Annotated in this window: 11 protein-coding genes and 1 pseudogene; 2 read left to right on the top strand and 10 right to left on the bottom strand. The window is 36.1% G+C overall.

Annotated features, from left to right (window positions below):
* Positions 1-6 precede the first annotated feature (6 nt).
* Positions 7-552 carry a DUF402 domain-containing protein gene (locus AN161_RS13860; RefSeq protein ID WP_053594954.1) on the top strand — a complete coding sequence of 182 codons (546 nt, stop codon included), beginning with the start codon at positions 7-9 and terminating at the stop codon, positions 550-552.
* A 314-nt stretch (positions 553-866) separates the two neighbouring features.
* Here the strand turns inward: AN161_RS13860 and AN161_RS13855 are convergent.
* The 3 genes and pseudogenes from AN161_RS13855 to AN161_RS13845 all read right to left on the bottom strand — a co-directional run.
* Positions 867-1,412: pseudogene (locus tag AN161_RS13855) on the bottom strand (DUF4261 domain-containing protein); the annotation flags it as partial.
* A gap of 84 nt (positions 1,413-1,496) precedes the next feature.
* Positions 1,497-2,480, bottom strand: a complete 984-nt coding sequence (locus AN161_RS13850; RefSeq protein WP_053594953.1) for a bile acid:sodium symporter family protein — start codon at positions 2,478-2,480, stop codon at positions 1,497-1,499.
* The gene (locus AN161_RS13845) at positions 2,477-3,877 is read right to left on the bottom strand and encodes an FAD-linked oxidase C-terminal domain-containing protein (RefSeq protein ID WP_053594952.1); all 1,401 of its coding nucleotides are present in this window, start codon (positions 3,875-3,877) and stop codon (positions 2,477-2,479) included. Before AN161_RS13845 ends, AN161_RS13850 begins: the two co-directional genes overlap by 4 nt.
* Before the next feature lie 246 nt (positions 3,878-4,123).
* On the opposite strand from AN161_RS13845, the gene AN161_RS13840 reads away from it, so the two are divergent.
* Positions 4,124-4,849: a FadR/GntR family transcriptional regulator gene (locus tag AN161_RS13840; protein WP_053594951.1), complete on the top strand. Its 726-nt coding sequence runs from the start codon at positions 4,124-4,126 to the stop codon at positions 4,847-4,849.
* A 202-nt stretch (positions 4,850-5,051) separates the two neighbouring features.
* Here the strand turns inward: AN161_RS13840 and AN161_RS13835 are convergent, their stop codons facing one another.
* The 7 genes from AN161_RS13835 to AN161_RS13805 all read right to left on the bottom strand — a co-directional run bounded on the left by AN161_RS13835 (position 5,052) and on the right by AN161_RS13805 (position 13,974).
* A complete protein-coding gene (locus tag AN161_RS13835; RefSeq protein ID WP_053594950.1) occupies positions 5,052-5,498 on the bottom strand; it encodes a YfmQ family protein in 447 nt (148 codons plus the stop codon).
* Between the two features lie 196 nt (positions 5,499-5,694).
* A complete protein-coding gene (locus AN161_RS13830; protein ID WP_053594949.1) occupies positions 5,695-7,125 on the bottom strand; it encodes a PLP-dependent aminotransferase family protein in 1,431 nt (476 codons plus the stop codon).
* A gap of 803 nt (positions 7,126-7,928) precedes the next feature.
* Positions 7,929-8,498, bottom strand: coding sequence for a hypothetical protein (locus AN161_RS13825; protein WP_053594948.1), 570 nt, complete (start codon positions 8,496-8,498; stop codon positions 7,929-7,931).
* Between the two features lie 213 nt (positions 8,499-8,711).
* The gene (locus AN161_RS13820) at positions 8,712-9,782 is read right to left on the bottom strand and encodes a hypothetical protein (RefSeq protein WP_053594947.1); all 1,071 of its coding nucleotides are present in this window, start codon (positions 9,780-9,782) and stop codon (positions 8,712-8,714) included.
* Positions 9,783-10,047: 265 nt separating this feature from the next.
* Positions 10,048-11,193: an alanine dehydrogenase gene (gene ald, locus AN161_RS13815; RefSeq protein WP_053594946.1), complete on the bottom strand. Its 1,146-nt coding sequence runs from the start codon at positions 11,191-11,193 to the stop codon at positions 10,048-10,050.
* A 26-nt stretch (positions 11,194-11,219) separates the two neighbouring features.
* Positions 11,220-12,647 (bottom strand): aldehyde dehydrogenase family protein, encoded by a 1,428-nt coding sequence (locus AN161_RS13810; RefSeq protein ID WP_281399325.1) that lies wholly within the window; start codon positions 12,645-12,647, stop codon positions 11,220-11,222.
* 16 nt (positions 12,648-12,663) lie between these two features.
* A complete protein-coding gene (locus tag AN161_RS13805) occupies positions 12,664-13,974 on the bottom strand; it encodes an aspartate aminotransferase family protein (protein ID WP_053594944.1) in 1,311 nt (436 codons plus the stop codon).
* Between the last annotated feature and the right edge of the window lie 136 nt (positions 13,975-14,110).

Raw genomic sequence — 14,110 nt, 5'->3', positions numbered from 1 at the left:
ATCAGGATGCTAAAGAGAAAGTTTGGAAACCGTTCAGAATGGCAACGAGTTATAGAAAGAAAGTATAGTCAGTCATACCTTGATACTAGTGAATTTAAGGGTTTTATAACATTATTAAAAACAATCCGAGTTACTGAACCTTTATTCGTGAATTATGGAGAGAAAAACCTATGTATTGTTGATAACGGCTACATATGGTTACAACAATTTCCTCTTGAGAAAAATCATTCTGTAACAACAATGTTTGATGCTAACGGAGAAATAATTCAATGGTATATCGATATTTGCTATAAAAACTCAATAGAAAATAATGTTCCTTATATGGATGATCTATTTTTAGATCTTATCTTGTTGCCATCGGGAGAGTTGATTGAAAAAGATGCTGATGAATTAGAAGAAGCTTATTTGAATGGCATCATTGATAAATCTCTTTATGATTTGGCTTGGAACGAGCTAAACAGCATAAAAAGAGATATACGCAAAGGTGAATTTAAGTTGGTTAACCTTTCTAAACAACATAAAGATATTTTAATAAATGAATCAATTTCATAAATCATATTTTTCAAGAGCGAACTAGTCCTAATCATATGCGAATAAGATACTTCAATAGGCACAACATCCGAAACAAGAAAACAACAAACCAAGCGGAATAAAGGATCGACCAAAAGTTTATTAGGCTATACAAATGTAAAAGGTATTTTATTTGGCAGTAGCATTTCAAAATATGATGAAGCTGACATCTTAAAGGCTGAAAAAGATGGTATTACTTCCCTCACTTACGGTCGGAAATTCGCTATTAGTTAAGCAAAGTATTTTTGATTATGCAGCATAAAAGGCACCTGCTACGGTGCCTTTTTGGCATGAGACTAGTATTTAATTTTGAGAGTATCCCCACCGACATAAACTCCCTCGGAACGGGAAATTGGCAGCTTTTGCTCTGCTGAGAAGCCGATCGTTTCTCCATCTCTTAAAGTGACATTCTCTTCTACAATATATCCGGAAATAGTAATCAAAAACTCACGTAGCTCGGCAGGAGATGCTTGACTGTCCAGGATTTCAATTTCATCCTTGCCAAAGGCTTTTAGCCCATAGGTATATCCATCTACCTCGGTTTCCGTTCCGACCAGGCCGAAATAAACCAGATTCAGTAAAGGAAACATGTCGTCATTCTTCATGCCTTCAGCCATATCCAGAAAAAGTTCAGGCTGAAATACGGTGCCGGATGTATAGATCCCTATTGCGTTAGGAAGCTTTAAACAACTGGCAGCCAGCTTAGTTTATAGCCTGCCACTGTCCAGCGGAGAACCGGAGCGGGTAAATGCAGCAAGGATGATTTGAGCTACATGCGTTTGAGTAACCTCCACCGCTTCCTTCCACATGTAGTTTCCCTGTGCATAATGCTCAGCCTCACCGTACTTGTCGCTAGGCTTTCGGTACAAATGTCATTTGTAACTGACGTTGCACTTTCGCTACAAAAGACATTTGCTTTAAAGAAGTTAAATATGAGTTCCACCGTTACCTTCCTGAATCTGTTCATTAAGCTGTTTCTTTACGTTCTCCTGTTTCTTCGACCAATAAGTAGCGAGAATCGGACCAGAAATATTATGCCAAACAGCGCCAAGAACACTAGGTAGGGCAGCTAAGGGACCAAAATGAGCAGTAGCTAACGCTACACCTAGACCAGAGTTTTGCATGCCAACTTCAATAGAGATAGCTCTTCGATTACTTTCATCAAGTCCTAATACACGTCCTATTAAATAGCCAAACAGCAATCCAAATGCATTATGGAGCGCTACTGCCGCAAAAATAATGGCTCCCGCCGAAGCGATATTATTAACATTACCCGCAACAACAGCAGAGACAATGATCATAATAGCAACTACTGAGATAAGTGGAATGACATTCATGCTTTTTTCTACGACACGTGGAGCAAATCTTCTTACAACAATACCTAGTATAATTGGGAAGATGATTACTTGAATAATTGAAGTAAACATCGCCATTGGATCCACCGGCATCCATTTACCTGCAAGTAATAGTAGTATTAATGGTGTTGCAATTGGAGCTAATAACGTCGAAAAAGATGTCATTGTGATTGATAATGGTACATTGCCTTTAGCTAGATACACCATGACGTTTGAAGCAGTACCCCCTGGAACAGAGCCAAGAAGGACTAGCCCTGCAGCTAATTCCGCTGGTAAGTTCATAATATACGCAATTAAAAAAGCGGAAAGTGGCATGATAATATATTGGGCACATACACCAATGATGACTGGCACTGGATTCGTTATGACCAGTTTGAAATCAACCGCTTTTAACGTCAGCCCCATACCAAACATAACAATGCCTAGCAAAATCGTTATATATCCCCCAAATATTAAAAATGGATCTGGAGCTACAAAGGCAATAACTGCTATACAGATGACCCATACGGCAAAGTATTTTCCAGCTATCGTACTAATGGCTTCTAAAATTTTCATATTTCCACTCCCTCTTTCTTTATTTTTAAGATTTTATTTGGATTTAAGAGTCCGTCAGGATCGAGCGCTTGTTTAATCTTTTCCATCACAAGCAATGCTTTACCATGTTCTTTCTCTTGGTATTTCTGTTTACCAATGCCGACACCATGCTCTCCTGTACAAGTTCCCCCTCGTTCAAGTGCATACATCACAATCAACTCATTAAATTCATCAGCTTTTTTTATTTCATTAGAATCATTCATATCAATCATTAAAAGAACATGGAAATTGCCATCACCGACATGGCCAACAATCCCACCTGTAAGCGCTAATAAATCTAGTGCTTCTCTCGCATGGGCAATAGCACCTGCTAACTCGGAAATCGGTAAACAAACATCGGTCACCATTAGTTTTTTTCCTGGGTGTCCATGAACATAGGCGTAAGCTAAATTATGGCGAGCTTCCCACAGTTGATTTCGAGCTGCATTATCGCCCTCAAAATCAATATGTTCACAATTGTACGCTGCTACAATCTCCTTCATAAATTCAACGTCTTGCTTTAAGCCAGCTTCATTGCCTTGAAACTCTAAAAATAAGGTTGGTTGTTCCTCATAAGCTGTTTTACTATGCAAGTTCACTTGTTTTATTGAAGGTTCATCTACCAGTTCAACTCTTGCAATTGGAATTCCCGCTTGTAAAATACTAACGACTGCTTCGACAGCATCATTGACTGTTTTGAAGGATGCTCGAGCAGCCATAACATATTCAGGAATCCCATAGACTCTTAGCGTCAATTCAGTAAAGCAACCGAGCGTTCCCTCAGACCCTACAAATAGACCGTTTAAATGATAACCAGATGAAGATTTTTCTGCTAAATTCCCCGTATGAATTACCGTACCATCTGAGAGAACAACCTCTAAATCTCGAACTTGATCGCGCATAACCCCATATTTAACGGATGTTGTTCCACTAGCATTTGTTGCTGCCATACCCCCAAGTGTTGCATCTGCTCCCGGATCCACAGAGAAAAACAATCCGTATTTTTTCAACTCTTTATTCAACTGAGAACGCGTCACCCCTGGTTGAACTTTTACGAGAAAGTCCTTCTCCCTAACTTCTAATATTTTGTTCATCAGAGAAAAATCTATCGTTATCCCGTGGTCATAAGGAATAACATGCCCTTCTAAGCTTGTTCCTCTTCCAAATGGTACTATCGGTACTTTGTATTGGTTTGCTATGTTTATAATAAAACTCACTTCTTCCGTCGTTGTCGGAAACACAACAATATCCGGTAGACTGGCACTATGATACGATTCATCACTGCTATGTTGTTCTAAAATCGTTTGATTGATCGTTACTTGGCTTTCAGTAAGAACACTCCGTAGAGCAATCACTAATTCCTCATTTGTTGTAATCATTTTATTCTCCCCTTTTTACGCTCATTCTTTCAAAGTATTTGTTAATGGTATTTTAGTTGTTTGAACTATAAATATATATGTCATACCAATTTATCGAATTCTTCAAATTGGTCCAACCTTTATTATTGTACTAAATATTCAGAAAATATCAATAATTATTATTTTTATTAAATTGCTAATCAAGAAGTATTTCTGTATGATTAAAGCATTTATAGTACTACGTATTTGAGGGGAGTGACATAGGTAATGCCACAACCAAAGAAAAAAGCATATCAAGTAATTGTTGATCAAATAAGGGAATATTTTTTAAATGGGGAATTACAGCCCGGAGAAAAACTCCCGACAGAAAGAGAATTAGCGAGTCGTTTTAATGTAAGTCGAACATCGGTTAGAGAGGCACTTCGGAAGCTTGAAATCAAAGGAATTATTGAAATTAAACAAGGCAGTGGCAGTTTTATCAAAACACCAGAATACCATTCATTAGGAGAAGAACTTTCATCTACGATCATAAAAACTGAAAAAAAACTAATATATGAAATGTTAGAACTTCGCCAGGCACTTGAAGTTGAATGTGCCTTTTTAGCTTCACGACGAGCCACTTCTGAAGATTTAGAACGAATTGGTAAAGCATTAGAAATGATGGATCGAGTTAAAAATGATGTAGAATTAGGAATTCAAGCTGACCTAAGTTTCCATATTAATATTGTTCTCGCTTCACATAATTCAATATTTTTACAATTATTTCAAACCCTTAGTGAACATATGCAAGACACAATCCGTGTTACCCGAAGACAACGCTTGAAAGATCCAGAACGCACGCAAGAGACCATTGATGAACATAAAGAAATTTTCTTAGCAATCGCAGCTGGTGATGCAAATCAAGCCAAACAACTCATGGAAAAACATATTACGCAAATAAGGCGAGAATTGACAGAATCGCTTTTAAGTCATATTGGAGAACAACACGACTAAAACCACGATTTAAAGAAAGTCGTTCATCAAGTATTGAGTGCTGGGATGAGTAGTAATATAACCCCATAAAAAAATCCTCCATTCAATTGAATTGGAGGATAATTCCGGTACTATACTCACGTAATTTTCAGGGTAATAAAAAAGGGATTCTACGTTAGTGACCGAAGCCCCGACCGAATCCCTAATTTTTCGAAAACCTTTTTTAATGGTTTGCATTCGTAGTTAAAATGGTAAAATTTTGTAGGTATTCAGAACTAATACTATATGAAACAACCTTCTCCTTGTACTTCTTGACTACATCAACGTGATTGTCGTAACTAAAAACAAAGAAATCAACATCTTTTTTGCCTCTTTTTACGTTGATGACAAATGGAGTAACATTAGTCTCTGGCTGTAAAAATAATTTTTCATTGCCCGGAAATATATAGTGTTTTTTCAAAAAGGAAGCTTTATTAAAATAGTCTGTAAATCTATTTTTTTCTTCCTCTTCTAAATCCTTTCCATTAAATGTTACCGTAACATCTTTTGAATCAAGTTTTTTATGAAGTTCAAATTTACTTACTCCCCATGCCACAGCTATACTGGGAGGGCTCATTAACAATTTAATAATAGATCCAATCACTAGCGTAATAATCAAACCCGTTGTCATATCATATCAACTCTTTCAATAATTTAATCATTTTAATAGCAATTACTATATAATAAAAAAATATTTAGTAATTAGGCTATATCGATGTTTTATCATCTACCTCTCAATGATAAGGGTTTTATATTTTTTATAACCATCCAATTCGATGCTTTTTTGACCATCCAATCTAATCCACTTTTAATCATAATCCAATTGTCTATAAACTATTAAGAGCTTCTGCAAACCTTTTGATTCCTTCATCTATTGAATCTTCATCTTCCTTTGCGAAAGTAAAACGAACAAAACCATCTTCGGATCCCAGTGTAGAACCAGGAACATAAATGACGCCTCTTTTAATGGATTCTTCAAGCAATTGGGTTTCATTATAATTTTTAAGTATTTTACACCATATATGAATACCACCTTGAGGAATAGAATATTCCACCAGATCTTTTAAATAAGTATCAAGGCTTTTTACAATTTTATCTCTCCTTTTTTCTAATTCCTTCATTAAACGTTTTATATGAATTTGAAAATTTTCTGATTCTAAAAAATCATTCGCTACCCATTGTGTATAACTAGAATGACCGAAGTCGATTTGTTGCTTCGCATCGGATAATCTTTCAATCACCGATGTTGGGCCAATAATCCACCCTATTCTTAATCCTGAGGCAACAATTTTGGACAATGAACTAATGTATAATACATTGCCATTCCTATCCATTGATTTAAGGGTAGAGATTTTATCTCCTGAAAAAGCTGTTAAACTATAAGGATCATCTTCTACTACTGGAATTCCAAGCTTTGAGGATATATCTAAAACCGCTTCTTTTTTCTTTTTATTCAATAAGGAGCCTGTTGGATTTTGAAAACATGGATTTAAAAAAACCATTTTAATTCGATGCTTTTTATATAATGACTGCAAATCTTCTGGGTTTATTCCATCCTTATCGACAGGTAGATAATGTATTTGTATACCTACCGATTTGAATATCGGAAGATTAAAATTGTAGGAAGGATCTTCTATCGCTATAGCATCTCCAGGCTTTAACAAACATTGTACAATTAAATGTAATGCTTGCTGTGCTCCTGATGTTATCAGTATTGAAGAAGGATCAGTTTCGATTCCCCGACATTCTTTTACGTGTTTTGCAATGGTAGTTCTAAAGATTTCATTCCCCTGTGGATGATCGTATCCTAGGCTTCCAATAAAAGAACGTGTTGACGTTATCTCGCTTAAAAATCTTTTTGGAAAAAGTTCTTCTGACAATTCACCGGAAGCTAAATTTATTAATTTATGTTCAACCGCTTCTTTTCTTATTTTTTGCGTTACAGGTTGACTAGGTAAAAAAGAACCCGCCTCAATATACCTATTCCAGCTAGGAATCCGCTTTTTGGTTATACCCCATATATCTTTACTAATGGTAGTACCACTTCCTCTATTTCTTTCAATCAGTCCCATCGATTCTAATTCGTCATATGCATGAACAACAGTACTTCTGTTTAAATTTAGAGCACTCGCTAAATATCTCTCTGACGGCAATGGTTTATCAGGTGGAAATGTACCATCTGCAATTCCCTTTTCAATATATTCTGCGAGTTGTTTATAGATCGCTTTTTTCGCATTTCTATCAGGTTTCCAATCCATATATTCACACCTCATTATTTCCTTCAAACATGCTTAAAATTTTAGCTTTTTCTTTTAGCAATGTTATTCCTGGGAAAAGATTATATATTAATATTATTTCAATTGTAATAAACCATCCACTTTATTGTTATTTTAGCCATCCACTGAAAAAATCAATCTTCGTTTTCTATTTTATAATGAGCATGAAATAAAGTTTGATAAGGTAGTGCTGTATTTCAATATTCCCTTCTTTTTGGACAGAGAAAAAAGCACCTCCACAAACAATCCATCAGTACAGAAACTCGACTGACCGAGTACTGTAAAACTAAATCATAAGCGAAAGTACTTATTTCAATGGTTATTCTGTAAGTAATGTTTTTTGTTAAAAGAAAATAAAAAGTATGGTGGTGACACTATGGAGTTATATAAAGGGACTATAGCTATAAATGTTATAACAGCTTTCCTGAGGGTTTGTACCATTATTAAATCTATCTATGACTTTTCATATTGTCACCTCTGAGTCACCTCCTATAAGTTTCAAATATTATACACGGTAAAACAGAGCATTCTAAGAGCCCGCTTCATTCATAAAATAATTGTAAAATCAAAAGGGTTTAGAAGTGGATTATTGCACTTCTAAACCGTCTGTTTTTTTATGTTTCAACGAATATTAAATTACCGATTCCTAAATTTCGTCCTAACAAAGGCTATGTTAGAAAGCATAGTTAATTTAGGTTTAGTCAGCTAGTTCAAACCACGTGGAGTATATATAACAACACATGCGGTGCTGGTGGGTTATTATTCTATGATTTTAATAAGGACTTCTACAAATTTAATTCAATGTTCCTGTCTCCACGAAAATGTCCCATAATCAAAGACACTTTTAGAAAATTTGATAACAATTCACTAGTGCTATTTCCATATAGCCATTCTTGATTTTCATTATTGTAAGTACCTATATACCACCGTGGTGCTTTATTCTTTTCGTTTATTATTAGCCCCTCATTTTCTAATATCTCCACAACCGCTTCTTTTTTCTGTTTATTAATATCTGAATTATTTTGTCCTGAAAATTTAACAATCTGTGAAATATCAATTATACGTTCTCCTGTTACAAAACCTAATTGTCCAAAATGAAAACAAGTAAGTTGAGCACTCTTACCCGGAGCATGGATTTCTAGCCTATTAAAATTTGTATCCGGGTTAAATGCATGACGAATTTCTAACTTAATATAATAGGCTGATGCAGTATTAGCTTCATATCGAAGAATTGCTCCAGCAGAAGAACTCGGTCTAATTTTACTAAATTTATATTCTTGCTCCCCAATTCTAAATTCCAAAAGCGAAGGAGCTTCAGAAATAATTCTATCTAAAAATTTATTAACATACTCCATAAATCTATTTCTCCCTTCAATATCCCACAAGTATCCAAACTAGACTATACTAATCCGTTACCTACCTATATATATCGAGTATTCCCCTTCCCTCTTGAAACTTTTTATAAATTTACACACCTGAAAACTGGAGATCAGCATGGTGTTAAGGTTTTATACCTGCATTCGTGTCCATTTTGTTAAAGACTTAATCCTATAACAGAGCTATGACCTTTATTTAACTTCGTGTACCTCTTGAATTTCAAATGGTCGAATTTTTAACGATAGGTCTGGCTGCTGTTGACCAATTTCTTTTAAGGCTACATCAACAATCACTTTAAGCTCCTGGTAAAAATGCACGCCATTACTATCGTCACCGCTTATAAGCCCTTGCTTCTTAGTAGATGGATATACTTCTTGAGCTAGATTTTTTAACGCAGTTTTACGATCTAATGTAGAACCTTGCCCACTTAAATTAAAAGCACTAACCCATTGCTGCTTTTTCGATTCTACTAGGCGTTGGTTTGCTTTTTTATTAATATCCTTAGCACAAGACTGACTAAACTGCTGCTGAATTTGATTTCGCTCCTCAGTATCTAAATGATTATTTTTAAGAGACTGACAGAAGCTATTGTAACATACTAAATATAATACTTTTTTGAAATCGTTTAACGGGTTCATTCCCTGATACTCATACTCATCTAGCACTGCATAGCGACGATTCAATGCCTTTACAGTTGCCCAATGCTTGTTTAAATAGCCCTTGTCCCATAAATCATAATAGTTTTCTACTTGTTGTATAAATTCATCCATAAAGCTCTTCTCATCAAACTGGATATCTGTATTGAGTCGAATAGAATGGGCTTCCTCAGAAAGGAATTCAATTAAACAGCTTAGCTCCTCATTCTTCACATTCTCCTCATACTGTATATCTAATCCAGAAAAGTAGAAGCTTGCACTTTCTATTAATGCTTCAATCGCTGGTTGCTGGGGCTCTTCTAACAGTGTAACCACCTGCTGTAAATTTTTCTTTACATGCTTTTGGCGTGTACTTTCCTTTTTAAATTCACTACCCTTAAATGTATCCATATGCGTGTGACATAACACTAATTTTTGGATTTGTCCGGTCAAAATAAAATGCTCAAGCAATACTTTTAAGCGTTGGTCTGGATTATTCGTCCCTTTATTTACCAAAATAATTTTGTCTGCCCGTTGAATTTTTTCCTCTGTCTCAATATCTAAACTAAATTGCTCTCTACGAAGTCCATGGTCTAAGCTGTACGGCGATTTATTAACACCAATCATTCAACATTTACGCGCTGTAGGTCGCTTCTATCCAACATGGAGTGGTGAATAGATATTAATATTAGCCTCTTGGTGGATAAGGGTCGTTTCCATAACTATTTTTTTCATGGATTCGACCATTGATAAAATTAACTTTTCCCTTAATAAAAATGATGTAATTAATAGGTCGAAATTTAAAAATAGAAAAGAAGGTGAAAGCTTGGTAGATTACGTTCCCTACCAATTTTCACCTTCTTTCATTTCAAATAACATTATTTCTCTTATTCTATTTAACTGCTAACGCCGAAGTTGAATCTGCTGCTAATTCTACTTGTAGATCCGTATATGGTAATCCATGTGCATCAGCTACCGCTTTATATACTATTTTTCCATTTACTACGTTTATCCCCTTCGCTAAAACAGGATTATCTAAAGCAGCTTGGCGATAGCCTTTATTAGCTATTTGCAAACCGTATGGAACAGTTACATTTGACAAGCCCATTGTTGAGGTACGCGCGCAAGCACCTGGCATATTCGCAACTGCGTAATGGACAACACCGTATACTTCATAAGTAGGATTACTATGAGTAGTAATTCGATCAATTGTTTCAATAGAACCCCCTTGATCTACCGCTACATCCACTATAACAGACCCCTTTTGCATCGTTTGAATCATTTCTTTTGAAACTAATTGTGGTGCACGTGAACCTGGAATTAGTACAGCACCAATTAACAAATCTGCTGTTTTCACTGCTTCAGCGATATTGTAGGTATTTGATGCAAGTGTACGAACACGTCCTTGGAACATATCATCTATTTGACTTAAGCGTGTAATATTAACGTCTAAAATTGTTACGTTTGCACCTAATCCTACTGCCATTTTCGCAGCATTCGTCCCGACAACCCCAGCACCTACAATCACTACATTTCCAGGTGCAACACCAGGAATACCACCTAAGAGAACTCCTTTTCCTCCTTTGGGATTTTCTAAAAACTGTGCACCAATTTGTACAGACATTCGGCCTGCAACTTCACTCATTGGCGTTAACAACGGTAAGGCACCTGAATCTAATTGAATTGTTTCATAAGCAATTCCAGTAACTTTACTTTCAAGCAAAGCTTTCGTTAATTCTGGCTCTGGAGCTAAATGTAGGTATGTGTAGAGAATTAGATTCTCTTTAAAATATTTGTACTCCTCCTGAATCGGCTCCTTCACTTTAATCACCATATCAACATCCCAAGCTTCCTTAGTCGATTTAGTAATTTGAGCGCCTACATCTAAATAATCTTGGTCTGTAAATCCACTACCTAGCCCTGCACTCGATTCAATTATTACTTCATGACCACCTTTTTTGTAAGCCACAACACCTGCTGGAGTAATTCCTACTCGATTTTCATTATTTTTTATTTCTTTAGGTACACCAATTATCATTATATTTCCTCCTACCTATTTTTTTATTAGTTTTGGTTTATAACTACAAGTTTCATTTCTGTCATTTCCTCAATTGCATACTTCAGCCCTTCTCTTCCCATACCACTCTCCTTTACGCCACCATATGGTAGATGATCTAAACGGAATGTAGGAATATCATTTATAATGACACCACCTACATGGAGTTTTTGCGTTGCCTGTAAAGCAACATGGATATTATCTGTATAAATACCAGCTTGCAAACCATATTTGGAGTCATTTACTTGATCAAATGCCTCTTGAATAGATGTAAACTTCATAATAGATACGATTGGTGCGAATACCTCCTGACAGGAAACCTTCTGCTCCGGTTTTACATTTAATAGTACGGTAGGTTGTAAGATATTCCCTTCAGATTCTCCACCAGTTGCAATAATTGCCCCTTGCCCCTTTGCTTCTTCAATCCAACTTAATGTTCGTTTTACATCTTGTGGACTAATTAAGGCTGAAACATCCGTTGTAGGATCTAGGGGATCACCAAGTTTCAACTCTTTTGTAGCTGCTACAAATTTATCTACAAACAAATCATACATTTTTTCGTGAACATAGATTCGTTGAACTGAAATACATACCTGCCCTTGGAATGCAAATGCACCGGAAACGACACGTGGAATTAATTTATCAATATTAACATTTTCATCGATAATAACAGCCGCATTAGAACCCAATTCAAGCGTTACTTTCTTAAGACCTGCTTGATTGCGTATGCCAATACCTACAGCGGGGCTACCTGTAAAAGAAATCTTTTTCACGCGATTATCCGTGACTAATTTGTTACCAATTAAAGAACCTGCACCAGTAACGATATTTAACGCACCCTTCGGTAATCCCGCCTCTACTAATAATTCACCAATAAAATAGGAAGTTAATGGTGTTTGACTTGCAGGTTTTAATACAACCGTGTTACCTGATGCTATTGCTGGCCCTACTTTATGAGCTACTAGATTCATTGGGAAATTAAAAGGTGTAATAGCTGCCACGATGCCTAATGGTTCACGAACCGTATAGGCAATGCGCCCGTCTCCACCGGGGGCAGCATCCACAGGAATTGTTTCTCCGTGTATTCGCTTTGCTTCTTCAGCAGCAAATTTATACGTTTGAATTGTACGCTGAACTTCAGCTTTGGCGGTTGAAATAGGCTTGGCTGCTTCTAGTGCTATTAGCTCTGCTGCTTCTTCAGCACGTGCTTCTAATAAAGAAGCTAATTTTTCAAGAATAATCGCACGCTTATACAAAGGCATATTCGCCATCGTTTTACGTGCAGCATCGGCAGCTACTAAAGCTGCTTCTACTTCCTCGACATTTGCCTTCGGTATTTCTGCAATGATCTCGCTACTATATGGAGAGCATAATTCTGTATACTCTGCTGCTTCCACCCAATCCCCATTGATAAATAAATTTTTCCTCATTATAATTACCTCACCTTTCGTATTACAACTTATTTGCCAATACCTGATTCTCTACTTCTTGAATCGCTTTTTCTAGAATATCTAATAAATCTCTTAACTCTTTTTGGCTTATTGATAATGGTGGTGAAAATACAACAATATCTTGAGCATCTAGTACAACAGAGCGACATATTAATCCCAACTTTGCTGCCTCTGTCACTATTTGCGGAGCGAGGAGTTTTCCTTCATAAGAGATTTCTATACCTGCCATTAAACCTAAACCTCTTGCATCTACAATAAATGGATACTTCGCTTGTAATACTTTTAACCCTGCTAATAGCTCTTGACCACGAATTTCTGCATTTGCTACTAAATTATCTTTCTCTATAATTTCAATGTTTTTCAACCCAACTGCACAGGCCATTGGATGACCACTATAAGTGTATCCATGCAATATAGTTCCTTCTGATAACTCAGAAAATTCTTGGTGTATTTTCTCTGAAATCATTACACCACCTAATTGTGCATATCCACTAGTAACACCTTTTGCAAAGCACATCATATCCGGTACCACATTAAAATGTTCCATCGCAAAGAACTTACCCGTCCTACCAAATCCTGTGATAACTTCATCAGTTATCATCAAAATACCGTACTCATTGCAAATTTCACGAATTTCTTTGAAATAATTATCCGGTGCAACATGCACCCCCCCTGCACCTTGTACTGGCTCGGTGATGAAAGCAGCTATTGTTTCTGGACCTTCAGTTTCAATCAAATCACGTAAAGCCTGTATGGAGAAATGATCTACGAATAGAAAATCCGGTGCATTTGAATTTGTAAAATCACGAAATCCTTTTAAACCCGTCGCACTTGTAGCACCGATTGCCACCCCGTGATAAGATCTCGATCTTGAGATAATTTTTTTTCGAGAAGTTTCCCCTTTTAATATCCAATAATGACGAGCCAATTTATAGGCGCTATCATTGGATTCGGAACCACCGGACGTAAAAAATGTAGTATTTAAATCACCAGGTGCTAATTCTGCTAACTTTTTTGCTAATAGAATAGCAGGCTCATTACTAAACGTTGCAAAACAAGAACTGAAGGCTAATTTATCCATTTGTTCCTTCGCTACTTCACCAAGTTCTGTTCTACCATGTCCGATATTCACATTCCAAAGCGAAGACATACCATCAATAACTTTTTTACCTGTAATATCATACAGATAAACACCTTTTCCTTCTGTAAAAATAAATGCCGGTCCATTTTCCGTCTTTACTGGTGAAGTAGGGTGTAGAAAATGCTTTTGGTCTAACACTTTAAGTTCTTCAACAGAATAATTTCTTTTCATAAAAATACATCCTCTCTTTTAAATGTTTTTAAACAATACACTCACAATTAATAAACAATAAGCTTGCCAACTACTAAAATGTGATTTACTTACATCTCGGAAATAAATTAATTTAATTTTCAATTAACTCTGAATA

It is taken from the genome of Lysinibacillus sp. FJAT-14222, assembly GCF_001278875.1.
In the GTDB taxonomy this organism is placed as follows: Bacteria; Bacillota; Bacilli; order Bacillales_A; family Planococcaceae; genus Lysinibacillus; species Lysinibacillus agricola.
This window is presented reverse-complemented; position numbering and strand designations above follow the sequence as displayed.